Source organism: Brevundimonas bacteroides DSM 4726 (assembly GCF_000701445.1).
GTDB classification, from domain to species: Bacteria; Pseudomonadota; Alphaproteobacteria; order Caulobacterales; family Caulobacteraceae; genus Brevundimonas; species Brevundimonas bacteroides.
Map to the genome: position 1 here is coordinate 1 of NZ_JNIX01000004.1, position 25,369 is coordinate 25,369.

Genomic DNA, 25,369 nt, shown 5'->3' on the forward strand with positions numbered 1-25,369 from the left:
CCAGCCTGGTTCGGACCGTCGACCGGCCATCGAGGCCGGACCCGGATGCGACTCGAGGCCGACGGCCTCTCTTCCAGAATGTCCGCTCCTGGCTCACAGCTGACCTTGGAAAGGTCCGCTGTTGGCACTGAGCATACAAAAGGCTCGAACTGAGCTCGCCACGTGATGTTGCGTCAGCCCACGGCGATCTGCACCGAAATCATCTGTTCTGCGCCAGGCTCCAGAGCTATCTCCGGTGCTTGGTCGAAGCCGCCGCGATGCGGTTCCAGACACACGGCCGCGCGATCGGCGGGACGGTAAACCATCCATGGACCGGCAGAGGACTGGAGGCGCACCTCATGCCCGTCGCGCCCGAGCCTCAAGCATCGGCCTTCAGCCAGGACACCCTCGCCCGGCTGTGGGTCCGCCAAGGGTGTAGCGTCCAGAACCAGGGCGTCTCCAGCGGAAACGGCGAGGTAGGGGTGCAGGCCCGAGGCGCAAGGCATGGATGTTTCGTCCAGGTTGCGGGTCCTCAGCGTGATGGCTGCGGTGTTCCCTCTCAGCCGGATGAGCTGCCGGCATTCGAAGCGCCAAGGCCAAACCGCCCGGCTTGCGACGTGGTCGAACCCCAGCACCACAGCCGAGCTGGTCTGGCTGAGCACGCGCCACGGCCTGAGCCAGCCAACACCGTGGGCGACCCCGCCCTGCGCCAGGTTGGGATCAAGGACGATCGTCGAACCTTGACCGGCCTCGACCAACCCGCCCGGCAGCCGTCCGCAGAAGGGCGTCATGGGGAAGCACCCCAGCCCCTGAGGCGGACCGTGGGGGCCGCCGGGTGCCTCCAGAATGACCTGGCCACTGTGGGTGACGAGGTCGAGGACCGCTCCACCGTTCGAGGGAACAACCCGCAGCCGCAGCCGGGCGTTTTCAAGCGTGACGATGTCCGCGCTCATCGTCGGGCGATGGAGGCTCCGCCATCGACGCCCCAGATCTGCCCGGTGATCCAGCCGGCGCGTGCGGACAGGAGGAAGGCGATCACCTCGGCTACGTCCTCCGGCTCGCCCAGACGACCCAACGGATGGCGAAGAACATTGGCGACACGAGCCGCAGCCGGGTCGGGTCGTCGGGCGAAGGATTCGCGCAGCATCGGGGTGTCGATCGAAGCGGGCGCGACGGCGTTGACCCGGACGCCGCTGTTCGCGAGCTCCATGGCCAAGGTCTTCGTCAGGGTTTCCAGGGCCCCCTTGGAGGCCGCGTATGCGGCAAGCCCCGCGGCCCCGAATGCGGCGTTGATCGAGCTGACGAAGACGATGCTTCCGACCCCGTGGGCAAGATCGTCGGCGCAGGCCTGGACGAGGCGAACCGCACCGGCGACGTTGACGTCGTAGACGCGCAGAAACGCTTCGGGCGAAGAGTCCAGTGTCGTCGCGTGCTCCGTCGCTGCGCCGACGTGGGCGAGTGCTCGGACGGATCCCAGTTCTCGGCGGACACGGTCGACCGCGTTCTGCACGTCACTTGACGAAGACAGATCACACAGGACCGACAGGTCGGCGTCCGACGCGTCTGATAGATCGAGCGAAGCAACCTTGAAGCCGTCGCGCCTGAGCTGGCGGCAGGTGGCGGCTCCGATGCCCCCGGCGCCGCCGGTAACGATCGCGACGGGGGCCGTCATCGCACGAGCTCCGCATCCGGGGCGTCGACCAACCCGGCGGCGGAGGCGACGCGGACGAATCCGGCGGCGGCGAGGGCGTCCGGATCCTCGATCCGGGCGATGGCCCCGGTGGCCTCGAGACCGGCGCGATAGAGCTCAGCGGTCTCGGGGCGTCCCGCGATGACGATCTCCTCGCTCAGAACCTCGTCGGGGAGGTCGGCGAGATCAGCGCCGATCAGCAAACCCCAGGCGCGGTCGCCGGCCTGTGCGGCGTCGATCTCGCCGGCCACGACCGCTCCGCGCAGCTCGAAGGCCGTCCGGGTCAGGGGGGAGCGAGCGAGGCCGATCTGCAGACCGGTCAGGAAGTCACTGGAGGTTCGGCCCTTTTCCGGCCAGCCTTTTCCGACGATGCTGTACGTCGCCAGGAGGTGATGCAGCTCCACCGTCATGGCCGTATGGAAGCGCTCGATCCGCCCCTCACGCAACCGCAGCCATTTCCCATGCCGGCCGGGAACGCTCAGCAGGGTCGCGCGCGGTATCTGCCCCGCCAGACCGAAAGCCTGGATCTCTTCGCCGCGCAGGATGTCGGGCGCGCCGTAGGGCGAGATGCAGGACAGGCCGGGGCTGAGGAAGACGGGGCGTCGCCCCAGCGAAGCTCGCTGAAGGTCTGCCGCAAGCGAGGTCGGATCGATGGGGCAGTGGCCCCTCGACCAACTGCCGGCAGGTTCGAAAAGACCGACGCCCATTCCGGCGATCAGGACTGGGACCGAGCCCTTGTCGAACTGCGACAGGCGCGCGTGGAGGGACCCGAGGGCAGGCTCTGACCGGGCGAGATCAAGGTCTTCGATCCAGTGGGTGTGCTTCAGAACGCGACCATCGATTGCAAAGCCGAGGGCTGAACCCTGGGAGAGGCCTAGTTGGACGCCGATGTATGCCAGGTCCGCGCCGCTCACGCGGGCGCTCCGCGACGGAGCGGCAGCACGGCGGTCGCGGCCAGCAGCAGCCCGAGGGGATAAAGCACCGCCATGAGGATGAAGATCAGCGACCAATCGGCGGTGGTGACAAGCTGGCCGACGATCGGGGTCGACAGCATGCCGCCGAGTCCGCTGCCGGCCGCGACCAGACCAAAGGCGGTGCCGACCCGCTCGCGCGGTTGCTGATCGACGACGAGAGAGGTCAGATTGACCTGCCAGACGAGATGGCAGAAGGCCACGACGCCCGCCAGCGCCAGGGTCAGGCCGGTGGCGGGGCTCAAGGCGATCAGCCCGCCCACTGGCGCGATCAGGGCGGCGGCGGCCATCATGGCCACCCGGCTGCGCGCCGGGTCCCAACCTCGCTTGACCAGGGCACCCGAGGCGACCCCGCCGCTCAGGCTGCCTGCGTCGGCGGCGAGATAGACGATCCAGGCCAGCGACGCGACCTGCAGAAGGCTGAGGCCGCGCTCCTCGCCCAGATATTTGGGGAACCAGAACAGGTAGAAGTACCAGACCGGGTCGGTCACGAACCGGGCGCCGACCAGGGCCCAGACCCGGCGATCCGCGATCACGGATTTCCAGACGCCGACCTCGCTGACCTTGGCCGCAGGAGCCGCGAAGGTCGGTTGGCCGCGATAGATCGCGAGCCAGGCGATGAGCCAGATGGCGCCCAGCGCCCCGACGGCGACGAAGGCGGTGCGCCACCCGTAACTGAGCGCCAGCCAGCCGATCAGGGGTGGCGCGATCGTCGCCCCCACCATGGCCCCGGCGGTATAGACGCCGACGCCGAAGGCCCGCTCCTTGGGTGGAAACCACTCCGACACCGTCTTGGGCGCGGCGGTGTAGTTGCCGGCTTCTCCCAGCCCCAGGGCGAATCGCGAGGCCCACAGATGCCCGGCCGACTGCACCAGGCCCGAGGCAATGCTGGCGATCGACCACCACCCGACGAAGAGCGCCAGGCTGATCTTCGACCCCAGCCTATCGGTGACCCGGCCGACGACGAAGTAGGCCAGGGTATAGGCGATCAGGAAGGCCTGGACGACGCCGGCATACTCCAGATCGTCCATGTCCAGGTCGGCCTGCACCGTGGTGGCCAGGAGCGACAGGGTCTGGCGGTCCAGGTAGTTCAGGACGGTCGAGAAGAAGAGCAGGGCGAGGATGGCCCAGCGCAGGCGGTTCAAGGGCGTCGTCTCGGGGGGTGCGGTCTCGACTTGTGCCGACATTAGCAACGCCTGTAAGCTGGCCGTCGATCGCGCAGGCTTCTGCGGACCGATTTCATTCTCTCTCTGACCTTGACAGACCCGCAGCGAGACGCAAGCATTATTGCTACAGTAGCACCAAGAGCTCGCGTCATGTCTTCTGCCCTCGGCGGCGTCTATCCCGTCCTGCCCGCCCTTTACGACGCCGACGGTGGCACCGACGGCCCCGGGCTCCAAGTCGTCGTGGACCGCCTGGCCGGCGCGGGCGTGGACGGCGTGGTGTTTCCGGGTCTCGCCAGCGAATACGACCACCTTACGCTGGAGGAGCGGGTCGAGCTGATCGCCCAGGTCGGCGCGGCCACCCGCGGACGTCTGACCTTCATCGTTGGAGCCTCCGGGGCGTCGGACGCGGAAAGCGAAGCGCTCGCGGTCGCCGGCGCCCAGGCGGGCGCGGTCGCGGCGATGATCATGACGCCGCATCGCCTCGGCGCCGACGTCGATGCGCTCATCGCCTTCTACCGCCGGATCCGGGAGGTCAGCGGCTTGGCCTCGCTGATCCAGAACGCGCCGGCCCCCATGGGGCTGGGCCTGGGCGTCGACGCCATCGCGGCGGTGATCGAGGGTGTCGGGGGCGTCGTCTACGTCAAGGAAGAGACCCAGCCGTGCGGCCAGAGGATCAGCCAGATCCTGAGGCGCGCGCCGGGCGTCGCCGGGGTCTTCGGCGGCGCGGGCGGCCGCTACATCATCGACGAGCTGACACGGGGCGCGGTCGGCACCATGCCAGCCTGCGAACTGGCGGAGACCCATGTGGCCCTGATGGCGGCCCACCGCGCGGGCGATGACGCTCTGGCCCGCACGCTCTATGAGCGTATGCTGCCCATCCTGATGATGCAGGCCGTGTTCCGCTGGCGACTGACCAAGGCCGTTCTCGTCGAGCGCGGCTGGATCGACAATGCGCTGACACGGTCCCCGGGAGCTGAGCTGGACGACCATGACCATGCCGAAATGCGCCGTTGGCTGGAGCGGGTTTCCGATCTCCTGGTACCCTTGAGGGTGGCGGCCGCGTGAGCAAGCCGTCCGATCCGGTCGTCGCGGTCGAGACCTTCCTGTGGTCGAGCCCACGGGCCGAGGCCTATTTGGGTCCGCCGGGACCCCGAGACCGCGTCGATCCACGCGGTTACGTCGTCCGCGCCGGCAATCGCACCATCTATCCGCTGGACGATCGCTCGCTGCTGGTCCGGGTCACGACGCGATCCGGTCTGGTCGGCTGGGGCGAGACCTATGGTCTGGTCGCGGCCGGAGCCACGGCCGAGCTGATCCGCGAGCTGGCCGCGCCCGGTGTGATCGGCCGCTGCCCTCATGAAGCGGAAACGCTGTGGGAGGAGCTCTACGACCTGATGCGGGTGCGAGGTTATGTCGGCGGGTTCTGGCTGGACGCCCTGGCGGCGATCGACATCGCTCTGTGGGATCTACGAGGAAAGATGACTAGCCTGGCGCTGCATCAGCTGCTGGGCGGGGCGCGGCGGCGAGAGGTTCCGACCTACGCCTCGGGCCTGCCGCGATCGACGCTGGACGAGCGCGTCGCCCTGGCCAGGGATCTGGCCGCCAAGGGAGCGAAGGGCGTGAAGTTCGCCGGCGTCGTCAGTCCCGACGCCATCGAGGTCGAGGCGCGCGCGCTGCGGGAGGCGCTCGGCCCGAACGTCGGCCTGATGGTCGATCTGCACTGGATGTTCGATCGCGGCTCCGCCAGCGCGCTCGCGCAGCGGCTTGAGCCTCTCGGTCTGGCCTTCATAGAGGCGCCCTGCGCCACGGAGGACATCGAGGGATGGGCCTGGGTCGGACGGCAGACCTCCATCCCCGTCGCCGGCGGCGAGGAATGGCGCACGGTGCATGACGCCGCCCCGCGACTCCGGGCCGGATCGGTCTCGATCGTTCAGCCGGAGATGGGCCACACCGGGGTGACGCAGTTCGTGCGCATCGCGCGCCTGGCCGAGGCCTGGCATCTGCCGGTCATCCCCCACGCCACGATCGGATCGGGCGTCTTTCTGACCGCGAGCCTTCAGGTCTCGACGTCCCTGGCCAATGTCACGGGCCATGAGCACCAGCATTCGGTGCAGGAGGGTCGCGGCACGTTGTGGCGCGGCGCGTGCGAGCACGACGGGGCCGCCTTCCGGATCGGCGAAGGACCAGGCCTCGGTCTCGAGCCGACCGAGGCGCTGCTCGCCACCCTCGTTCCGATCTAGACAAGTCTCGTCCTCTGGCCGACCAAGGCCCATGCGCACACGCCCGAACGCCCAGCCGAACCAGAGCCTGATCGACGGCATCGCCACGCTTCAGGCCCTGGCGACCTCGCCCGAACCCATCGGCTGCCGCGAACTGGCCCGACGGCTGGGGTTCGAGCCGACGCGGGTCAACCGGCTCCTAAAGACCCTGGCCTACCTCGGCATCGCCAGGCAAACGGCGAACCGGAAGTACACGAGCGGTCCGGGAATGCATGTCCTCGCGGCTCAGGCCCTGTTCGCCTCGGGCCTCGTGCGCCGCGCCCTGCCGGTTCTGGAGGGGTTGCGCCGGTTCGGGCACACCGTGGCGCTGGGCGTCCTGTGGCGCGACAGCGTGAGCTATCTCTACCACGCGCCGCCCGGCGTCTCGACGTCGGACGCGCTCGGCCGGATCGGCCTTTACCCGGCCTCGACCGGCGGGATCGGCATGGCCCTGCTGGCGGAGCTGGACGACGCCCAGGTGCGCGATCTCTATCCCGGCGACGAGCCACCCGGGTTCGCATCGGTCAAAGCGTTGCTCTCAGCGCTACAAACAGTTCGGGAGCAGGGCTACGCCCGCGTGCGGATCGGAGGACAGGGGGATCAGCACACCGTGGCCCTGCCCGTCGGGGCGCCAAGCCACAGCGCCATTGGGGTTTATGGCTGGATTCCGCAGGAATCGGAGGCCGCGATTGTGGCGGCCCTGCGCCAAGCGGCCGAGGAAATCGAGCACCTGGACGGCGCCAAACCGACGGGTTGACGTGTAGCTATTTTCGCAACATTCTCTCTTCAAGGCCGAAGGGCATGGACCCTCGCGCCACCACGGGGAGGACTGACTATGCGGACCCATCTGCTGCTCGGCGCGAGCGCCGCGGCCTTGATCCTGGCGACACCGGCCTTTGCTCAGGAGGCCGACCAGGACGCGACCCAGGTCGACGAGATCGTCGTCACGGGCATTCGCCAGAGCCTCGCCGAGGCGCGCGACATCAAGCGCGACAGCGACCAATTCGTGGACGCCATCGTCGCCGAGGATATCGGCAAACTGCCCGACACCAACGTCGCCGAGTCCCTGGCCCGCGTCTCGGGCGTGCAGGTCGAACGCGGCATCGGCGAGGGTACGGACATCTCGGTGCGCGGCCTGCGCGAGAACGTCACGCTCTACAACGGCCGCCAAATCTTTGATTCGACCGGGCGGGGCGGGAACGGCCTGGATCAGCTGGGCAGCTCGACCTACGGTCTGCTGGGTCTCGTGCCATCGGAACTGATCTCCCGGCTGGAGGTGACCAAGCTCGCCGGCGCCGATCAGCTGTCGGGGGGGCTGGGCGGTGTCATCGACATCCAGACGCGGCGCCCTCTGGACGCCCGCGACCAGATCGCCCTGACGGCGGGCGTTACCTACGACGAGCTCGCCGAGGAGCCGGGTTACGAGCTGTTCGGCCTGGTCTCGCGCCGCTTTGCCGACGACACCCTGGGTGTGCTTCTGACGGCCAGCTACAGTCAGAGGGACCTGGTCCAGCAGGGGCTGGACACCTTTTCGGGCTACACCCGGTTCAACGACACGACGGTCACGCCGAACCGCTTCCGCTTCGGCAACGCCGACGTCCGGGCCCAGGAAATCGAGGAAAGCCGCGAGAAGGTGGGCCTGTCCGGCGTGCTGCAATGGCGTCCGAACGACCGCATCACGCTGACGGCCGACACCTTCTATTCAGAGCTGACGTCGGATCGAGACCGGTACTGGCTGTCCTTCACTCCCACCGCCGGGCTGAGCAACGCCGTCTATTCCTCCAACGACGTCCTACTGCGCGGTCGCGCCACGGGACCGGTGCTGACCAACACAGAGTTCGCCGACGTGACCTCTCAGGTGTGGTCCTCGGCGGTCCGGGCGGACTTCGACGTGTCGGACACGATCGCGGGTTCGGCCGAGGCGTCCTACGGGATCTCTGAATCCGACTATCGCCAGCTCTACTTCCGGCTTCAGCCCATCGTAGGCGTCACCCCGGTGATCGATTTCGACTTCACCAACGGTGATTTCGGCAGCTTCACGATCAGCGGTATCGACCTGACCAACCCGGCCCAGCTGCGCGCCACCATCCTGTTCGATCAGCTGTTCCGCTCCGAGACCGACTCGGTCCAGGCGCGCACCGACTGGGAGTTCTTCACCGAGCAGACGGGGGTGACGTCGGTCGAAACGGGCCTGCGGTTCAACACACTCGAGACGCGCCAGAACCCGCTGCGCGCCGACATTCGCCCGGCCGGCGGCATCGTCGCCACCCAGCTCTCGGCCTTCACCGGCATCCGCGACAACCCCGACTTCCTGAACGGCGAGTTCGCGGGACTTGCGCGCCGCTTCCTCGGCGCGACCGAGGCGGCGTTCACCGGCTGCGACGCCTTCGCCACCTTCCCGTCGATCTCGCAGGACGCCCAATGCCTGAATCCGGCGGCGACGACCAACTCGATCGCCGGCACCTTCGACATCACCGAGGACTTCATCGAGGCCTATGTGAAGACCAATCTGGAAGCCAGCCTCGGCTGGGGTCAGATCTCGGGCAACCTCGGCGTCCGCATGCTGCGTCGCGAGCTCGAGTCCGTCGGCAGTGTCATCGGCGGCACGGGCGCGGTCACGCCCGCGACCTTCTCGCGCGAGGACGACGAATGGCTGCCGTCGCTATCGGCCAAGCTGGAGGTCGGCGAGGACTGGGTCTTCCGCCTCGGCGCCGCGCGCGTCGTGGCCTTCCCCAATACCGAAGACCTGAACAATGGCGTGACGCTCGCCAACAACGCCATCTTCGCCGGCGGCGTCCAGACCACGCCGGGCACCGGCTCTGGCGGGGCGCCGAACCTCGACCCCTTCTCGGCCCAGCAGTTCGACGCCTCAGCGGAATGGTACTTCGGCGAGGACGCCCTGATCTCGGCCGGCCTGTTCTACAAGGACATTTCGACCTTCATCATCCAGCGGCAAAGCGCCGAGACCTATGCCGGGATCAACTATCTGATCAATCGCAAGGTCAACGGCGACAGCGCTACGGTCCAGGGGCTGGAGCTCCTGTTCCAGACGCCGCTGTCCAACTTCGTTCCGACGCTGGACGGCTTCGGCGTCGTGGCGACCTACTCCTACATCGACTCCGAAACGCCGATCCGCGACATCACGGGCCGCGCCCTGACTTTCCCGGGGCTTTCCAAGAACAACGTCAATTTCATCGGCTATTACGAGCAGGGACCGCTCAGCCTGCGCGTCGCCTACAACTGGCGCGACGAGTTCCTTGTGGCGCTGTCGGCCGCCAACACCGGGGTCTTCAACGACACCTATGAGGACCTGTCCGCGACGGCCCGCTGGGACTTCACCGACGATGTGTCTCTGACGTTCGAGGCCAACAACCTGCTCGACAGCCAGCAGCGCACCTATGACGGCGCGCCCGAGGCGCTGCGGACCAACGCCGTGTTCGGCCGCATCTTCAAGGCCAGCCTGGCCGTGAAGTTCTGACTTCGGCGATGCCGATCCCGAAAGGCTCTTCTCCTGAAGCCTTGCACCTGGACCCGGGCGATACGCCCGGGTCCCTTTCTTTGCAGGCCGGTGTTTTCATCGGCCTGGACTGGGGCAGCACCCATGTCCGGGCCTGGCTTTTCGACGAGCAAGGGAAGGTCCTGGCAGCCCGGCGGACCGGAGCGCAGGGCGCGCCTGAGGAACGCCTCGCAGCGCTCGTCGAGGGCTGGCCGGATCGACCCATGCTCGCCTGCGGCATGGTCGGCGCGCGCGGCGGCTGGCTCGAGGTTGCCTATGCGTCGGCACCGGGCGGGCCTGCCGAGGTCGCGGTGACCGCAACCCGGCCCCCAGGCGTCATCGACCTCCGAATCGTGGGCGGCGTGGCGATCCGGGATTCGAACGGGCGGCTCAAGGACGTCATGCGGGGCGAGGAGACTCTCGTCTTCGGCATCGATCTGGGGCGGGACAGCCTGGTGATCCTGCCCGGGACCCATTCGAAGTGGGTGGAGGCGGGTCCGGGCGGGATCACGAACTTCCGGACCTACATGACAGGCGACCTCTTCGCCGCCCTATCAGCACACACCGCGCTGGCCCGCTCTATCGCGTCTGAGGCTGATGCGCTCGGCGCCGGACTGGATGACGGCCTTCGGCAAGGGCTGGCCGGTGCGCTGACCGCCAGCCTGTTCGCTCTCCGGGTCGCCGATCTGGATGGCCGGTCCGACCCCGCCGAGGCGCGACGGCGGCTGTCAGGTCTTTTGATCGGCGACGAGATTCGACAGGGTCTGTCGGCGGCCCCGGATCGCCCCGTCGTGCTCGTGGCGGACGCCCCGTTGGATAGGGTCTATGCGCGCGGACTGATGCTCGCGGGGATCGACGCTGTTCAACGGATCCCGGCGGACGAGGCCGCGCAGCGGGGGTTGTTTCGATTGTGGAGGCACCTGTCATGCTGAGCCCGATCATCGCCATCCTCCGGGGGCTGGACCCGGCCGCCGCCCACGCGGTCGGGGAGGCCCTGGTGTCCGCTGGCGTGCAGAGCGCCGAGGTGCCCCTCAATCGGCCCGGCGCTCTCGAGAGCCTGGCTATCCTGAGGCAGGCCGTTAACGGCCGGTTGAGACTGGGAGCCGGCACTGTTCTTACAGTCGACCAGGTTCGCGAGGCCGAGGCCGCGGGTGCCGCCTTCATCGTCTCGCCGAACGCGAACCCGGCAGTCATCGGCGAAACCCGATCACGGGGCTTGGCTTCAGTCCCCGGCGTCTTCACCGCCACCGAGGCCTTTTCGGCGCTGGATGCCGGAGCAAATGCGCTCAAGCTCTTCCCGGCCGACGCCTTGGGGCCGGGCGGACTGAGGGCCCTGGCGACAGTGCTTCCGGATCGGACGCCGATCTACGCCGTGGGCGGGGTCGATGTCGGCAGCGTCGCGGGCTGGCGTGACGCCGGCGCGGCCGGTCTGGGCATCGGTTCGCATATCTACCGCGAGGGGCGTGCCGCCAAGGACGTCGAGACATCGGCGCGCGCCTTCGTCCAGGCGTGGGAGGCCGCTGCCCGGTGACCCGCCTGACCCTGCGGGCCACGTCCGACGTCGTCGCGGCGTTTGGCGAGTCCGCCGTCTGGGATGGTCGCAGAAACGGCTTCTGGTGGCTGGACATGGCCTCGCCCCAGCTGTTCTTCAGCGATGCCACGACCGGTCGCACGCGGACTTGGGCGCTGAGCGAGCAGGCCTTCGCGGTGGCGGCCGACGGCGAGCGCCTGATCCTGGCCGAGCGCGCCGCCCTGGTCCGATACGATCCGGACGGCGGAACCAGACAGGTAGTGGCGACCGTCCCCCTTCCGCCGGATGTCCGATTGAACGACGGCCGCCTGATGCCCGATGGGTCTTTCGTCGTCGGAAGCCTCGACCTGCAGGGCGGATCGCGCTCGCGCAAGGCCTCGCTCTTCCGTCTGGAGCGAGACGGCGTCGTCCAATGTCTCGCGCGGGGATTCTCCGCGATCAACGGCATCGCCTGGAGCGACCGGCTGGGTCTGGTCTTCGCCGATACCCGCCGGGGCCGTCTTTACCAGCTGCGAGCGCGACCGATCGCCTGCGGTCCGGCCGTCTGGCCCGCGGGGTTCCGCCCGGACGGCGCGGCGGTCGACGCCGAGGGCCGCTACTGGTCCGCCCAGTACGGCCGGGGAGAGGTCTGGCGCTGGACGCCCGGCACGGACCGCGTCGACCGGTTCCCTGTTGAGGCGTCCTCGATCACGAGCTGCGCCATCTCCACAGGCAGCATCCTGGCGGTGACCACGGGCGGCGCAGAGAGCAGCGACCAGGGACGACTCCTTTTGCTTGATATGATGCTATAAACGCAACATAGTAGGCAGCGCAGTCTGATCCAGACCCTGCCGAACACGCTTCCATCAAAGAGAAGCGATCCCACCGTCTGGTCCCCCTGCGTGGCCGCGCTCCTTGGGAGGATCCATCATGCGCCCTTACATCGTTGCTGTTTTCGCTCTGATCATCGCCTCACTAGCGCCTCTCACGGCGGCGAACGCCCAGGTCACCGTCGAACAGGTGCCCCGCGAGGTCGACTCTTCCAATCAGGCGGCCTGGTGGCGGCCGATCGTGGTGCGGGGCAACATTAGCTACGTCGCCTTCAACGCGCCGGGATCGACCGCCGGAACCCATGAGGTGAAGGTCGGCGTCAAAGTCGGAGCGGGTCCCTGGGTGTTCGGCTCGCTCAAGGACGAAAACGGCGTCGTCTGGGTCCACGCCGACGACATCGGCCACGACCAGCCGACAATGGCGGTGGACGGCGACGGCTTCATTCACGTCTTCGCCGATCATCACGGCGACAACTGGCGCTACTTCCGCTCCGGTGCCGCCAACGATCCGTCGACCATGCTTCGCCGGATCGGCTCCATGCCCGGATCCGTCAGCATGACCTATCCGATCGCGGAGGAGGCCCCCAATGGCGACATCTATCTCATGGTCCGCAACTTCGTCTCCAGTGTGGGGCAGGGAGAGCTGTATCGCTGGAACGACGCGACCAACGTCTGGAGCAAGATCGCGACCTTCGCGCGAGAAGTCGGGGCCGTCGTCTATCCGGACGACCTGCGCGTCGACAGCGCCGGCGACGTCCATCTCGCCTTCGAATGGGCCTACGGCTATCCGCGGCCTCTCCGGCACTATGGCTCCTATCTGCGGTATCAGGTTTCGACGGGCCAATGGCGCACCGCCAACGGCGCCGTGCTGACCCTCCCGGTCAACCGGGCGACGCCGAACCTCCTCTATCAGGGCCTGACCGCCGGCGAGCTGTGGAACGATTCCGACAGCGGCATCGGCATCCAGGCCGCCGGTCTGACTGTGGATAGCCAGAACCGCCCCAGCATCGCCTATCGGTATCGCACCGACGGCGGTTCGAACGGCCAGGACTTCGACGTCTATCGCATCCGCTGGAACGGAACGGCCTGGGCGGACAGGACCAAGATCTACACCGCCAACAACAATGTCTCAGCCGCAATCGAAACCACTCACAACGGCACGCGTGCCCGGGTCTACTGGACCGTCGCCGGCGTCGGCTTGATGGCGGCGGAGAGCCCGTCGTGGACCCCCGTCGCAATCGCCACGGGGCAGCCCGGCGTCTCGCGGATTTCAGGGGTCCTCGCCAGTTCGACGGAGGACGTCATCTATGCGACCGCGCCTCAGGAGATCGACGCCAACCGCGGCAGCCTCTACGTCGTCCGGGTCGGTCCGAACCTCCCCTGAAGTTCGTCAGGACCAGGCCGCTCAGATGAACCGTTCCGCCAAGAGGGTTCGGCTCGGTTGGCTTCTGGCCCTCGGGGCGGCGGCGCTGACGGGCCTCGGTCTGGCCGCCGTCCTTGCTGTCGGCAACCGGACCGAGACGCCGTCGCCATGGGTTCGCACCTATGGACCCGCGCCGCCGAAGGTTGCGTCCCGACCCGTCGCGAATTTCGGCGAAGCCTTGCCGACGCTGCTGGTCGTGACGATCGATGGGCCGCGATCGGTCGCGACCTTCAGGATGCTTGACGGAACCCTTCGTCCAATCAGATTGGACGCCGAGCTGCGGCCGCGCTGGCGTCTCACAGCTCTCGATACGGGCGCAGCCATCCTGACGACCCCCCATGGTCCGCTTCGAATTCCCCTGGTCGGCGATCCGATGGCAGCGACCTTATCCGAGGATGAGGCTCTGCCACGACTAAGCCCCCAAGACACGGAGGACGCGCCCGAGGTGGGCTCGGACGGTGCCCCTTTGCATCGCTGCACGGAGCCTGAGTGTTGAAGCTTCGCCCGCGACGACCCGCGAGATGTAAGGTCGTTTTGTGGCAGGCAGTGCGATGTCCGCTCCTGGCGCGCAGCCGACATCCCGAGGGTCTAAGTGGAGGATTGTCGGCCGCCTTGCGTTCCTGTCCATATGATCGCCGGATTGAGTGGGAACGGGGCAATGAGGGGTCGGGACGATGCGCCGACCGATGGGGCCAGAGTGGACGCTCCGACGGTCGCTGATCGCGCCCGGATGGCTGAGCTGGCGATGCAGTTCCGGCCCGCCCTCCAGCGCTACTTCCTTCGCCGACGGTTGACCCGGGAAGACGCCGAGGATGCGGTGCAAGAGGTTTTCGCGCGCCTGTCCCGACGCGCTGGACTGGCGTCCATCGACAATATCGAAGGCTATCTGTTCGAAACGGCTGGATCGGTGACCATCGACCATCAACGCCGTGGCCGGGTGCGGGCGCACGATCGCCATGACGCCTATGACGACGAACGTCACGGCTTTGCCGATTTCGCCTCGGATCGCCTGCTGCAGGGCCGCCAGGAGCTGCAGATCGTGCTCGCAGCCTTGCGCGAACTGCCCGAGCGCTCGCGCAACGTCTTCATTCTCGCTCGACTTGAGCAGATGCGGCACGCCGAAATCGCCCGCCGTCTCGGCATATCCGTCAGCACGGTGGAGAAGCATGTCGTTCGTGCGCTCGCCCATCTGACCCTCAGGCTCGGGGAGGCCCGTCGATGAGTCGGCCCGATCCTCGCGCGCCCTTCGTCGAGATCGCCGCCGCCTGGGCCGAGGAGGCTCGGGTGGGGCTGACCGCGCGCCGGTCCGCGGCCCTGGAGGCCTGGCTTGATCAATCCGATCTTCATCGTCGCGCCTTCGACGAAGTCCGCGCCGCGGACGAAGCCCTGCTCCGCCATAGCAGCGAGCCAGACCTGATGGCGTTGAGGGAAGCGGCCCTGCGGGCTCGGCCGCCGCGCTTCGGGTTCGGCTTCGAACGGATCGCGGCCGCCCTCGCGGCGCTGACCCTGCTGGTGAGCGGAGCATGGTGGGCCGTCGACCGCTGGCCGAGCGCTGGACGGGTCGAGGCGGCGCCGGCCGTTTATCGAACCGAAGCCGGCGAGCGGTCGACCGTCACCCTGCCGGATGGGTCAGTGGCGACCCTCAACACCGCAAGCGCCATGGAAGTCGCCTATCGGCGGGGCGAACGCCGCGTCCGTCTCATCGAAGGCCAAGCGATCTTCGCGGTCGCTCACGACGCCGAAGCTCCCTTCAGCGTACGGGCCGGAGACCACGTCGTCACCGCAACGGGCACCCTGTTCGAGGTTCGGCTGGACGATGCAGGAACGCGCGTGGCGCTGCTAGAGGGGGGCGTTCGCGTGGCCCCAGTTGAGCGTTCGCCGCGCGGCTCGGCCGTCACCCTTGTGCCCGGTGAGGTTCTGACCACGTCCCGCGAAGGCCTGGTCCGCGTCCGGCATGCCGATGTCGCGCGCCTGGCCGAATGGCGCTCCGGTTGGGTGTCTTTCGACGACACGGCGCTCCAAGACGCCGTGTCCGAGATGAACCGTTACGGCGGACCCCGGATCGTCATCGCTGACGCCGAGGCTGCCAGGATGAGGCTGAGCGGCGTGTTCCGCACCGGCGAGCCGGACCGGTTCGCCCGGACGGCCGTGGAAGCCCTGCCGATTTCGATGTCGTCCGAGGGCGGAACAATCGTGCTGGCGTCGCGGGAGCCGTAGCAAAAATTTCACGAATCCCGGCGTGAGGAAGCCAAACCTATCGCCGTTCCTGCCCATGAGACCGCCGTCGGGGCGGCAGAGGGGCGAGCATGAAACATCCACACGCGAAACTTCGCGCGGCCATGCTGGCGGGCGCGGCCTGGCTGCTGGCCATACCGGCGACTGTCGAGGCGCAAGACGCCGTGTCGGCCGAGGCCGTCAACGCCCGTCCGCTTGGCGCGGCCTTGACCGAGCTCGGCCGATCCACCGACCGGGAGATTCTGTTTTCGTCAGACCTGGTGCGCGGCCTAACGGCCCCTCCGATACGCGCCGGTCAGGACGTGGAGAGCGCCTTGACCGATCTGTTGCGCGGCAGCGGCTTGACGTGGCGTCGAACAGGGTCCGGGGCCTATGTCGTCGAGCGCGCCGCGCCGGGCCCCGGCCAAGACGCCGCCCAGGTGGAGGACGTGATCGTGACCGCCCAGCGTCGCTCGGAGCGCGGTCAGGACGTGCCGGTCTCCGTCACCGCCTTCGGTCCCGACTCCATCGATGCCTATCGGCTTGAGACCCTGCGGGACGTGTCGCGTGTCACGCCGGGGCTTCTGGTATCGGCCTTCAACCAGTCGAGCCCGACCGTCGCGATCCGGGCGGCCAACAACACCTTCACCCAGGTGGGCGCCAACAAGCCGGTCCAGGTCGTGCTGGACGATGTCTTCATTCCGAGGAACAGCGCCGTGACCCTGGAGCTGTTCGGGCTGAACTCCATCCAGGTGCTGAAGGGGCCGCAGGGGACGCTGTTCGGGCGCAATGTCACCGGCGGGGCCATCCTCCTGGACACCGGCCGACCCGCTTTCGGCGCGGCCGCGGCGCGCGGGCGTCTCACGATCGGCGACTACGGCCTGCGCGGCCTGGAGGGTCTGACGGACCTGCCGCTTGGCGATCGGGTCTCAGTGCGGCTGGCGGGGGCCCTGCGCCAGAGGGACGGGTTTGGCCGCGACCGGTTGACCGGGGCCGAGCAGGACGACCTGGACAGCGCGTCTCTGCGCGGTCAGCTGCGGTTCCAGATCAGCCCGACGCTGGAGGCGCTCATCGGCGCCGACTACGCCGATGACCGGAACGGTGGGCGCACCCTGTCGTCCAAAAGCGTGGGTGCCGACGGCGATCGCCGCACCTCGGAACTGGGCCAGCCCCAGCGGTTCGCCCGGACCCAGGGCGGGGTGTCCGCGCGGTTTTATTGGGACGTCCTAGGCGGAGAGGTCACTTCGATCACCGCCTACCGCCAGACCCAGTCCGGCGAGTTGTTCTCGGGGGTCGGGGCCAACTTCCGCTTCCTGACTGGAACCCAGAGCCAGCTGGTCAGCGACGACGCCGACGACGTCGGCGCCTTCACCCAGGAGATCCGCTACGCCAGTCCGCTGTGGGACCGGGGCAACTTCATTCTCGGGGCCTTTTACGCCGACGAGGACGCCGATCGCGTGCTGCGCACTCAGGCCTTCGCGGCCGGGACCGGGGCGCTGGTCACCAACCAGGTCGCCGACCAGTCGGTCGACAGCCGCAGTATCGCGATCTTCGCCGACGGCACGCTGAATCTTCCCGCCGATCTCAGCCTGACGCTGGGCGTCCGTTACACCGAGGACCGCAAGCGCGCCTCCCTGATCCGATCCGACCTGATCCGCCCAGCGAACGGCTTCTCGGGTCTGGGCTTGGAGCGCGAGTGGAGCGAGGTCACGCCGCGCGCCGTGCTGAACTGGCGGCCGACGCCGGACATCCTGACCTATGTCAGTTACGCCCGCGGCTACACGGCCGGCGGCTTCAACACCGAAGCGGCGACCCTGCCGGCGCTCCAGGCTGCGTTCGATCCCGAGACGCTCGACAGCTACGAGGTCGGACTGAAGAGCGACTGGCTGAATGATCGCCTGCGGGTCAACCTCGCTCTGTTCCGGATGGAGTATCAGGACAAGCAGGAGCTGTTCTTCAACAACCTGACCCGGGTCCTGAACATCGTGAACGCCGCCGAGGCGACGGTCGAAGGCGTCGAGCTTGAGACCCGCTTCCGGGCCACCAACTGGCTGACCCTGTCCGGGACCTGGGGACATCTGGACAGCCGCTACGACGATTTCGTCATTCCGGGCGGAGCCGTGAACACCGGTAACGCCCTGGGCTCTTCGCCGCGCGACCGCTTGTCATTCAGCGCCGATCTGCGCGCGCCGCTAGCCGGCTGGGGCGAAGCCTTCGGCAACGCGACCTATTTCCGGACCTCGGACTATAACACAGGCGCGGCGGCCGATCCGAACCTGGTCATAGCCGCCTATGATCTGATCAACCTGTCGGCTGGGATCGAACCGGCGAACGGTCGCTGGCGACTGACGGCCTTCGTGCGGAGTGTGGAGGACACGGAGTATGTCCTGACTCCGTCCACCCAGCTGGTGCTGGCCGAGTATCTCGGCGAGCCGCGCACCGCGGGCATTTCGCTCGACTGGCGCTTCTGAGGGTGGGCCGAGGGGCGACGCGGCGCGGCCTGCTGGCGGGTCTGGCGGGTCTGGCGGCGGGCGGTCCAGCGACCACCCCAGGGTCGCGGGCCTGGGCCTCGGCCGGTCGGGACCGGGTCGGCGCGCGCCTCGATCCGTGGCGGCCGGGCACGCTCGACATCCACCACCTGTCGACCGGACGGGGGGACGCGACCCTGGTCGTCGGTCCCGACGGCACGACCCTGTTGATCGACGCAGGCGCGGCCTCGCGGATCGACGCCTCGACCCTGCCGGCCCGACCGGACGCCTCGCGCCGTGCGGGCGAGTGGATCGGCCGCTACGTCCTCCGGCGCCTCGAAGAGACGGGTCATTCGTCGCTCGACACGGCCCTGATCACGCATCTTCATCCCGACCATACGGGCGGCGTGGCGGAGCACAGCCCCCTGGAGCCCGGTGGCCGTTATCACCTGACCGGACTGTCGGACGTGGCGCGCCAGGTCCCGATCGAGAGGATCATCGATCCGGACTTCCCCGATTACGGATATCCCCGTTTCGAGGACGCCGTCTCGGCTGGAAACTATGTGGCCTTCGTGCGAGCGCGTCTGGCCGACGGACACCGGGTCGAGCGGTTCGCCGTCGGCCGCGCGGATCAGATCACGCTTGTTCACGCCCGGTCCGCCGTCCCCTTCGAGGTGCGCAATCTCGCCGCCCGCGGGCGCGTCTGGACCGGCCAGGGCGACGCGGTGCGTTCTGTGTTCCCCAATCGCGCCGACCTGGCGAACAGCGACCAACCAGACGAGAACGCCGGCTCTCTCGCCATCCGCCTGAGCTTCGGAAGCTTTCGCTATTTCGCGGCGGGAGACCTGACCGCCTGGGCCCGGGCCGGGGCGCGTCCCTGGATGGACGCCCTGACGCCAGCGGCGGAGGCCTGTGGGCGCGTCAGCGTCGCGGTGGTTCCGCATCATGGCCTGTTCGATGGACCCCAGGGGCCGGCAATTGGCGCGCTGGCGGCGCGGGCCTGGATCATCTCGGCATGGCACGCCTCGCATCCGAGTCCCTCGACACTGGAGAGGCTGCTCGAGGAGCGGCTCTATCCCGGAGCACGCGATATCTACGCCACCGACCTGTCCCCCGCGATGGATCTGATCGCCGGCCGGCTGACCCGTCGGCTTGCCTCTCGGGCGGGGCATGTGATTGTCCGCGTGGACCAAGACGGCCAGGCCTTTCAGGTGGTAACCACAGCAGCGACCGACGAAGAGGATCTCGTCGTTTCGCTGAGCAGCTCAGTGAACAGCTGAGACATAGCTGCACGTCCCGCCTACTGGGTCAGCGAACCATGCACGTGTCATTTCCGCATTGCCCCAGCGGGTTTCCAATTTTGCTGTTCTTTGCGACGAATGTCTCACAACCAACTGGCAACCAATGTCTCCTTCTGGCGCGTTGCCGAACAAGCCGGTCTAGAGACGGGCTACCGCTCGCTCGCTTGCAAGCTCAACCAGAGCTCGGTCGCCTTCCTCGCCAGTTACGGTCAATGTCATCCGGATGATCTCCCAGCGGTCTCCCTTTCGGGACAGACTGAAGTCGTAGCGGCCAATGACTCGCCAAAAGCTTTCACCCAGCCAATGACGTGCGTCGACGGAGGTCGTGGCACTGGCTTGATCGTCGACGACCCGCACCTCGATCTCGCCGATCTCGTGCCAAGTCGCGTCGAAGCCCGGCAGCACACCGGCCCAGGCCGTCATCAGGGCCGCCGGTGTCGTCGTCTCAGCCTGGCCGCCCCACAGGCTGGAGTAGTCGACCACCACCTGCTCCGCGAACAGCGGGGCGATGGCGTTAAAGGCCCGCAGATCCGCGTTGGTCGGAACCGCCAGCACCGTCTGGCGCACCCGCGCCTCGTCTTTGGGGTCGGCGAGGGCGGCCGAGCCAGCCGCCCCCTCCAGAGCCAGGGCGGCCATGGCCCCGGCGAACATGCGCGCTCTCATCGCTCGCCCCCTCACGCCCGGGCGAACCAGTCGACGACGCGGGCCGTCGCGCGGTCGATGTCGGCGGGCTGGTCGTAGTAGGACAGATGGGGCGTGTCGTCCCAGACCATGGCCTTGCGGGTCGTCGACGGCACGGCGTCAAAGCTGCGGCGAGCGGCGTCCGGCAGGAAGCAGTTGTCGCCGTGGATCATCAGCCAGGGGGTGCTCAGCCGACGCGCCGCCGACAGGCTCTCGAAGGTCAGCAGGTCCGCGTCCGACATAACGGCGTAGCGATTCTCCCACATCCCGCGGTCGGCCCAGGGCTGGTACCAGACCCAGACGAACTCGCCCGGCATGCCGACGTTCATGTCGGTCTGGGAGACGCCCAGGACATAGTCGACCTCGCCGGTCGCCTGATACTTGGCGCGGGCGGCCAGGCCGTTGGCCAGGCGGCGGTCGTAGCCAGCTTGAGTCAGCCAGGCGATGTCGCCCTCATGGTCGCGATAGTGGCCGGCGATGGTGGCCAGGCCCGCGACTTTCCCTGAGTCCGCCGCCGCGACCACCGCCGCCGACGACCCCTGGCAGATGCCCAGCACGAAGATGCGGTCCGGGTCCACGTCGGGGCGCGAGGCCAGGTGATCGACGGCCGCGATCAGGTCCTCGACCTTGGCGGCCGGGTTCTCCCAGGCGCGCGGCTCGCCGCCGCTCTCGCCGCGATAGCGGCTATCGTAGGCCAGGGCGACGTAGCCGGCGGCAGCCAGACGGCGCGCGTACTGGGTGGGGGCCTGCTCCTTCTGATAGGTCATCGGCCCGATGATGGCGACGGCGGGCTTCTTCCCCCCCGCGACCGGCGCGTGCAGGTCGCCGACCAGGGTCTCTCCGCCGCTCTGGAAGCGGACCTTGGAGACGGCGGTCGCGGCGCGGGCGGCGGCGCCGCCGCCGAGGGCAGCCAGACCCAGGCCCGCCGAGACGGTCAGGGCGAACTGGCGGCGGTTCAGGTCGAAGCGGGGCATCTCAGTCTCTCCTGTCTGTCGTCGGCTGATCCCGACGCCCGCAAGATCGCCTCGAGTGGCCTTCAAGATAATCCGCTTTCTCCTGAACGCACTTTCAAGCATGATTTTACAATGAGGCGAGACCTGTTCGACGGAGTGGCGGTGTTCGTGGAGGTGGCGCGCCGCCGCAGCTTCACCGCCGCCGCGCGCGAACTGGGTGTCACCCCCGCTGCCGTCAGCTGGACGGTCAAGCAGCTGGAGGCCCGCGCCGGCGCCCCGCTTCTGGCCCGCACCACCCGCGACGTGGCCCTGACCGAGGCGGGCCGCGCCTTCCTCGATCACGCCGCCTCCGGCGCCGCCGCCGTCACCGCCGGGCTGGAGGCGGTCCAGGCGCTGGGCGGCCGTCCCGCCGGGCGATTGCGGCTGAACATCCCCTCGGTGGCGCAGGGCCTGCTGGAGCCCCTGATCCCCGACTTCTGCGCCGCCTATCCGGAAATCGAGCTGGAGCTCTATGTCGAGGACCGGCTGGTCAACATCGTAGAGGACGGGTTCGACGCCGGCATCCGCATCGGCGAGATGATCGCCGCCGACATGGTGGCCGTCCGCCTGACCCCGCCGTCCGCCTTCTGCATCGCCGGATCGCGCGACTACTTCGCCCGCCACGGCCGCCCCGAGCACCCGGAGGACCTGAGAACCCACGTTTGCGTCAACTTCCGCCAGTCCGCGCGCGGCGGCCTCTATCGCTGGGAGTTTGAGGAGAACGGCCGGGACATTGAGGTCGCCGTCACCGGCCCCCTGATCGTCAACACCAATACCCTGATGCTGTCGGCCTGCGTCGCAGGCGTCGGTCTGGCCTACTCCATGACCGACCTGATCGCGCCCCTGATCGAGGCGAACCTTCTGGAGACGGTGCTCGCCCCCTTCATGCCGGAGAACCCGGGCCTGTTCCTCTACTTCCCCAGCCGCGACCAGGTCGCGCCCAAGCTTCGGGCCTTCATCGACTTCGCATCAGCAAGGCTTCGTTGATTTCGAGAGAGCGAATGTCGGATTTTCGCCAAGGGGCCAATTTCCGCTCATGGCGCAACGCAGACATTTGCAGGCCAATTCGCTTTATCACTGACGCACTTATCTGAATGATTCAGCCTCTTCCCCACCATCAGACGGCAGCGAGGTTACATCCTCGATTGCGACACACACGGGGGCGATGCCGGCCGGACGGTGGCGCTTCCTGGCGGTCGAGACGATCCACTTCCGTCTTTTGGACGGCCTACGGATCGCCGGCCCGCCTTCACGTCGTGTTCGAGCCGTCGTTGAGCTTCGTTGCCTCGTGACGGCAAGGTCGGCGATTGGAAATGAAAGAGAGGGAGCCTCGGGCTTCCTCTCTCCCAGTCAGAACCGTGCGCTCAGCCCCACAATGATCCGCCGGTCGGTTAGGCCATTGTAGCAGAGCAGGGCGTCGTCGTTGATGCAGAACTCATTGGCGTCCTCCTGGGTCAGGTTGACACCTTCCAGCCCGATATTGAGCCAGCCGTTGATGTCATAGTTGACACTGGCGTTGAGCTGACCCCGGTCATCGCTGACGCGGGGCACGTCGAAGGCCGAGGTGAAGGCCTCCTGGTTCAGGAAATCTGACCGCCACGTGTAGCGCAGGCGCGCCGACACGCCGTGCTTCTCGTAGAACAGGGTGGCGTTGTAGGAATACTTCGACAGGTTTTCCAGCTCGATCTGGTCCTGTGGCAGGGGGTTGAAGCCCAAATCGCGCGTGGTGTTCCGGGTCAAGCCGATGGTCCGGTAGTTGGCAACGTTGCCGCCGGTTTCCTGGTAGGTGAAGTTTCCGATGAAGCCGAAGCCCGAGGCCCAGCCCAGCCGGTCTTCCCAATCCGACAAGTCATGCTGGAAAGCCAGTTCCACGCCCGTCTGGGTCGTCTCGCCATCGACGTTGAACGTCGAGGTGAGGGGCACGCATATGCCGGTCTGGCCACGTGCCGGGTTGTTCACATTGATGATGGCGATCGGGTTGTAGATGCCGCCCCCGGGGCACGAGGGATCGCGGCTGCGGTTGACCACGCCGTTGACGGCATTGTCTGGTGGGCTCTCGGTGATCGAGGCGAACAGGTTGTCGCGCACCTTGTGGAACAGACCCACGCTGATGACGCTGGACGGGGCGAAATAGTACTCGGCCGACAGGTCGAAGGACCAGACGGACTCCGGCTCCAGGGCTGGATTGCCCCGCACCACGGAGGTGTTCTCGCTGGTCACGAAGGAGACCGATGAGGACAGGGTGTTGAAGTCGGGACGGCGGATGTCACGCGCGATCCCGCCCCGGATCAGCAGATCCTCGCGGGGCTCGGCGACCAGGTTGAAGCGCGGCAGCCAGAACTCGTAGGAAGTCTCGTTGACCGACCGGACGGGCGCAGCACCCGTGACGATGGTGTTGCCCACTGAGCTGAGATCGGTGGTCACATAGCGGACGCCGGCGTTGCCGCGCACGGGGAAGCCCAGGGCCTCGCTGTCGAAGTTGGCCTGGAGGTAGGCGGTGCTGGTCTGTTCGACGACCTCGAAGAAGGCGCTGGCCTGGGAGGTCGGCGCGCCGATGGGGGCGATGTTCGAGCCCGTCGCCGCGTTGGAAGCCGCGATGGCCGCGTTCAGAGCCGCCAGCGTTCCCGCGGGATCGCCGAACGCGCGGGCGCCGTCGATGATCAGAAAGTCGGGGAAATAGAGCCGCCGTCCGTCCCCCGCATTGAAGTTGCTGGGTCCGCGGATCAGCAGGTCGGCGAAGCGGTCGCCGCTCGGTCGGTTGAACGAGGTGGTGATGTTGGTGAAGCTGGTCGTGCCGGTGATGTTGTCGTTCAGCACGCTCGTCTCGTTCCAGCGCAGGCCGGCGTCGATGGAGGTGATGAGGGGCAGGACGTCGAAGGTGTCGTAGGAGGCGTCCAGCCGGAAGGCCTTCTCCTCGTTCTCCCGGATGCTGCGGCCCTGGGCGACCTGCTGCAGGCGATAGTTGGCGGGGTTGCGCAGCATCTCGGGCGTCGGTGTGGTGGCCTGGCCCTGGGCGATGCCGAACTGGAGCGTGCCGCCGCGCAGGTCGAACTCGATCGGCACCCCGTTGGCCAGCGTCACCCCGACGGTCGGCCGAGGCGAGTTGGGGTTCACGAACTCCAGAGTCGTGTTGAAGCTCGGCAGCACCGAGTCCGACGTCGACAGCGAGGCTTGGGCGCTCAGCGTCAGGCGCTCGCCCTCCCACTCCCCGCCGGCGGCGAAGACCTGGCTCTCGGTGACGCGCGAGCCGGTGTCGCTGGTGGTGCGCAGATAGGGTGCCAGGTTGCCGGTGGTGCGCGGCAGGATGATCCCCGTTAGGGCCGCCTGCACCGTGCCGAGGTTGATGTCGCCGTTCGGGCCCCGGGCGGCGCCGAGGTTGACCGTCTCGAAGGACGTATTGTCGGTGTTGTCGACGACGCCGTTGTCCGACACCGTCGAAATCTGGACCGTGGAGCTCTGTTCGGCGCGCTGCTGGTCGTTCAGGACGGCGTCGAAATAGAAACGCAGATTGTCGGTCGGCTTCCATTCCGCCGTGCCGGCGAAGTTCGTCGTCTCGTATTCGAAATTGTCGAGATCCTGATTGAAGAACTGGATGCGCAGGAAGGGAAAGGCCTCGGCGCTGGCGCGGCCGGAGTTGGGCAGGACGACGGCGTCGCGGTCGACGCGCGGGCGGAAGGCCGTGACGTCCTGCTCGGCATAGCTGAAGCTGCCGACCAGACCGAACTCGCCCATGCCGGTGTCCCAGCGACGTCCGGCGGTGGCCGAGACCCTCGGCGTCGAGCTCTCGGAAAGGTCGCTGTACTCAGATTGGACACGGAAGGCGAAGAGCGGATCGCTGAGCTCCAACGGTCGGATCGTGCGAAGGTTGATGGTGCCGCCGACCGAGCCTTCGATGGTGCGGGCCTGCGGCACCTTGGTGACCTCGACCGAACTGACGATCGAGGCGGCCAGGTCGTCGAAGCTGATGCCCGAACGGCCCGAGCCGGAGCCGACGGTGGACACGCCGTTGATCTCGACCCGGTTGGCGTCGGTGCCGCGGATCTGCACGCCCCGCCCCACGCCGGCCTCGCGGGTGATCTGGACGCCGGTGACGTTCTCGAGCACTTCGGCCAGGTTCTGGTCGGGCAGCTTGCCGATATCCTCGGCCTCAATGACCTCGACCAGATTGTCCGCCTCGCGCTTCTGGGTCAGGGCGCTTTGCAGCGAGCTGCGGATGCCGGTGACGATGATCTCGTCGACCTGGTCGGCCTCGTCCTGAGCCGGCGCGTCCTGCGCCAAGGCGGCTCCGGCGATTGTCGCCAGGGCGCTGGTGGCCATCAGGATCGAAGCGAGCCTGCGTGCGGCGCGCATCGGCGCGCCCGTCTTCTGAATGCCCCTCACGATGCGTCTC

21 protein-coding genes are annotated in these 25,369 nt (G+C 67.8%); 14 read left to right on the forward strand and 7 right to left on the reverse strand.

Translation table 11 applies throughout. The features are described 5' to 3' along the window. Positions 1–173 precede the first annotated feature (173 nt). Genes Q333_RS0101495 through Q333_RS0101510 form a run of 4 tightly spaced genes read right to left on the reverse strand, consistent with a single transcriptional unit; the run spans position 174 to position 3,827 of the window. Positions 174–932: an aldose epimerase family protein gene (locus Q333_RS0101495; RefSeq protein WP_029414980.1), complete on the reverse strand. Its 759-nt coding sequence runs from the start codon at positions 930–932 to the stop codon at positions 174–176. Continuing rightward, on the reverse strand, positions 929–1,651 hold the full coding sequence (locus Q333_RS0101500; RefSeq protein ID WP_029414981.1) for an SDR family NAD(P)-dependent oxidoreductase: 723 nt from the start codon (positions 1,649–1,651) through the stop codon (positions 929–931). The genes Q333_RS0101495 and Q333_RS0101500 overlap by 4 nt, the downstream gene beginning before the upstream one ends. Continuing rightward, on the reverse strand, positions 1,648–2,583 hold the full coding sequence (locus Q333_RS0101505; protein ID WP_029414982.1) for a 2-dehydro-3-deoxygalactonokinase: 936 nt from the start codon (positions 2,581–2,583) through the stop codon (positions 1,648–1,650). Before Q333_RS0101505 ends, Q333_RS0101500 begins: the two co-directional genes overlap by 4 nt. Further along, positions 2,580–3,827: an MFS transporter gene (locus tag Q333_RS0101510; protein WP_051651046.1), complete on the reverse strand. Its 1,248-nt coding sequence runs from the start codon at positions 3,825–3,827 to the stop codon at positions 2,580–2,582. Before Q333_RS0101510 ends, Q333_RS0101505 begins: the two co-directional genes overlap by 4 nt. 129 nt (positions 3,828–3,956) lie before the next feature. Here Q333_RS0101510 and Q333_RS0101515 point away from each other — a divergent pair, with 129 nt between their 5' ends. The 13 genes from Q333_RS0101515 to Q333_RS0101575 all read left to right on the forward strand — a co-directional run bounded on the left by Q333_RS0101515 (position 3,957) and on the right by Q333_RS0101575 (position 19,285). After that, complete coding sequence (locus Q333_RS0101515; protein ID WP_029414984.1) at positions 3,957–4,871, forward strand: dihydrodipicolinate synthase family protein; 915 nt, start codon at positions 3,957–3,959, stop codon at positions 4,869–4,871. Beyond that, the gene (locus Q333_RS0101520; RefSeq protein ID WP_029414985.1) at positions 4,868–6,046 is read left to right on the forward strand and encodes a mandelate racemase/muconate lactonizing enzyme family protein; all 1,179 of its coding nucleotides are present in this window, start codon (positions 4,868–4,870) and stop codon (positions 6,044–6,046) included. The genes Q333_RS0101515 and Q333_RS0101520 overlap by 4 nt, the downstream gene beginning before the upstream one ends. Before the next feature lie 31 nt (positions 6,047–6,077). Further along, a complete protein-coding gene (locus Q333_RS0101525; RefSeq protein WP_029414986.1) occupies positions 6,078–6,821 on the forward strand; it encodes an IclR family transcriptional regulator in 744 nt (247 codons plus the stop codon). A 78-nt stretch (positions 6,822–6,899) separates the two neighbouring features. Further along, on the forward strand, positions 6,900–9,542 hold the full coding sequence (locus Q333_RS0101530; protein WP_029414987.1) for a TonB-dependent receptor: 2,643 nt from the start codon (positions 6,900–6,902) through the stop codon (positions 9,540–9,542). 80 nt (positions 9,543–9,622) lie between these two features. Next, a complete protein-coding gene (locus tag Q333_RS16250; RefSeq protein WP_035293558.1) occupies positions 9,623–10,492 on the forward strand; it encodes a 2-dehydro-3-deoxygalactonokinase in 870 nt (289 codons plus the stop codon). Next, a complete protein-coding gene (locus Q333_RS0101540) occupies positions 10,486–11,091 on the forward strand; it encodes a 2-dehydro-3-deoxy-6-phosphogalactonate aldolase (RefSeq protein WP_029414989.1) in 606 nt (201 codons plus the stop codon). Before Q333_RS16250 ends, Q333_RS0101540 begins: the two co-directional genes overlap by 7 nt. Next, positions 11,088–11,882 carry an SMP-30/gluconolactonase/LRE family protein gene (locus Q333_RS0101545; protein WP_162175566.1) on the forward strand — a complete coding sequence of 265 codons (795 nt, stop codon included), beginning with the start codon at positions 11,088–11,090 and terminating at the stop codon, positions 11,880–11,882. The genes Q333_RS0101540 and Q333_RS0101545 overlap by 4 nt, the downstream gene beginning before the upstream one ends. Before the next feature lie 118 nt (positions 11,883–12,000). Continuing rightward, complete coding sequence (locus tag Q333_RS0101550) at positions 12,001–13,284, forward strand: BNR-4 repeat-containing protein (RefSeq protein WP_051651047.1); 1,284 nt, start codon at positions 12,001–12,003, stop codon at positions 13,282–13,284. 25 nt (positions 13,285–13,309) lie between these two features. Further along, positions 13,310–13,819 carry a hypothetical protein gene (locus Q333_RS0101555; RefSeq protein WP_029414992.1) on the forward strand — a complete coding sequence of 170 codons (510 nt, stop codon included), beginning with the start codon at positions 13,310–13,312 and terminating at the stop codon, positions 13,817–13,819. 234 nt (positions 13,820–14,053) lie between these two features. Continuing rightward, the gene (locus Q333_RS0101560) at positions 14,054–14,545 is read left to right on the forward strand and encodes an RNA polymerase sigma factor (protein ID WP_035293560.1); all 492 of its coding nucleotides are present in this window, start codon (positions 14,054–14,056) and stop codon (positions 14,543–14,545) included. Further along, on the forward strand, positions 14,542–15,540 hold the full coding sequence (locus Q333_RS16255) for a FecR family protein (protein ID WP_051651048.1): 999 nt from the start codon (positions 14,542–14,544) through the stop codon (positions 15,538–15,540). Before Q333_RS0101560 ends, Q333_RS16255 begins: the two co-directional genes overlap by 4 nt. 89 nt (positions 15,541–15,629) lie before the next feature. Continuing rightward, entirely contained in the window at positions 15,630–18,008 is a 2,379-nt protein-coding gene (locus Q333_RS0101570; protein ID WP_029414995.1) for a TonB-dependent receptor domain-containing protein, read from the forward strand. Between the two features lie 2 nt (positions 18,009–18,010). Next, entirely contained in the window at positions 18,011–19,285 is a 1,275-nt protein-coding gene (locus Q333_RS0101575) for a ComEC/Rec2 family competence protein (RefSeq protein WP_029414996.1), read from the forward strand. Positions 19,286–19,444: 159 nt separating this feature from the next. On the opposite strand, the gene Q333_RS0101580 is transcribed toward Q333_RS0101575, so the two are convergent. Beyond that, the gene (locus tag Q333_RS0101580) at positions 19,445–19,969 is read right to left on the reverse strand and encodes a nuclear transport factor 2 family protein (RefSeq protein ID WP_084175646.1); all 525 of its coding nucleotides are present in this window, start codon (positions 19,967–19,969) and stop codon (positions 19,445–19,447) included. A gap of 11 nt (positions 19,970–19,980) precedes the next feature. Continuing rightward, on the reverse strand, positions 19,981–20,961 hold the full coding sequence (locus tag Q333_RS0101585; protein WP_051651050.1) for an alpha/beta hydrolase: 981 nt from the start codon (positions 20,959–20,961) through the stop codon (positions 19,981–19,983). A gap of 111 nt (positions 20,962–21,072) precedes the next feature. On the opposite strand from Q333_RS0101585, the gene Q333_RS0101590 reads away from it, so the two are divergent. Beyond that, complete coding sequence (locus tag Q333_RS0101590; protein WP_029414999.1) at positions 21,073–21,966, forward strand: LysR family transcriptional regulator; 894 nt, start codon at positions 21,073–21,075, stop codon at positions 21,964–21,966. Positions 21,967–22,329: 363 nt separating this feature from the next. Here the strand turns inward: Q333_RS0101590 and Q333_RS0101595 are convergent, their stop codons facing one another. Continuing rightward, positions 22,330–25,359, reverse strand: coding sequence for a TonB-dependent receptor (locus tag Q333_RS0101595; protein ID WP_245591451.1), 3,030 nt, complete (start codon positions 25,357–25,359; stop codon positions 22,330–22,332). Between the last annotated feature and the right edge of the window lie 10 nt (positions 25,360–25,369).

What these genes read in the sequence shown, in the direction of transcription:
- Q333_RS0101495 (WP_029414980.1), bottom strand. Translation starts at nt 932, where the DNA reads ATGAGCGCGGACATCGTCACGCTTGAAAACGCCCGGCTGCGGCTGCGG.
- Q333_RS0101500 (WP_029414981.1), bottom strand. Translation starts at nt 1,651, where the DNA reads ATGACGGCCCCCGTCGCGATCGTTACCGGCGGCGCCGGGGGCATCGGA.
- Q333_RS0101510 (WP_051651046.1), bottom strand. Translation starts at nt 3,827, where the DNA reads ATGTCGGCACAAGTCGAGACCGCACCCCCCGAGACGACGCCCTTGAAC.
- Q333_RS0101515 (WP_029414984.1), top strand. Translation starts at nt 3,957, where the DNA reads ATGTCTTCTGCCCTCGGCGGCGTCTATCCCGTCCTGCCCGCCCTTTAC.
- Q333_RS0101525 (WP_029414986.1), top strand. Translation starts at nt 6,078, where the DNA reads ATGCGCACACGCCCGAACGCCCAGCCGAACCAGAGCCTGATCGACGGC.
- Q333_RS0101530 (WP_029414987.1), top strand. Translation starts at nt 6,900, where the DNA reads ATGCGGACCCATCTGCTGCTCGGCGCGAGCGCCGCGGCCTTGATCCTG.
- Q333_RS0101540 (WP_029414989.1), top strand. Translation starts at nt 10,486, where the DNA reads ATGCTGAGCCCGATCATCGCCATCCTCCGGGGGCTGGACCCGGCCGCC.
- Q333_RS0101550 (WP_051651047.1), top strand. Translation starts at nt 12,001, where the DNA reads ATGCGCCCTTACATCGTTGCTGTTTTCGCTCTGATCATCGCCTCACTA.
- Q333_RS0101555 (WP_029414992.1), top strand. Translation starts at nt 13,310, where the DNA reads ATGAACCGTTCCGCCAAGAGGGTTCGGCTCGGTTGGCTTCTGGCCCTC.
- Q333_RS0101560 (WP_035293560.1), top strand. Translation starts at nt 14,054, where the DNA reads ATGGCTGAGCTGGCGATGCAGTTCCGGCCCGCCCTCCAGCGCTACTTC.
- Q333_RS16255 (WP_051651048.1), top strand. Translation starts at nt 14,542, where the DNA reads ATGAGTCGGCCCGATCCTCGCGCGCCCTTCGTCGAGATCGCCGCCGCC.
- Q333_RS0101570 (WP_029414995.1), top strand. Translation starts at nt 15,630, where the DNA reads ATGAAACATCCACACGCGAAACTTCGCGCGGCCATGCTGGCGGGCGCG.
- Q333_RS0101580 (WP_084175646.1), bottom strand. Translation starts at nt 19,969, where the DNA reads ATGAGAGCGCGCATGTTCGCCGGGGCCATGGCCGCCCTGGCTCTGGAG.
- Q333_RS0101585 (WP_051651050.1), bottom strand. Translation starts at nt 20,961, where the DNA reads ATGCCCCGCTTCGACCTGAACCGCCGCCAGTTCGCCCTGACCGTCTCG.
- Q333_RS0101590 (WP_029414999.1), top strand. Translation starts at nt 21,073, where the DNA reads ATGAGGCGAGACCTGTTCGACGGAGTGGCGGTGTTCGTGGAGGTGGCG.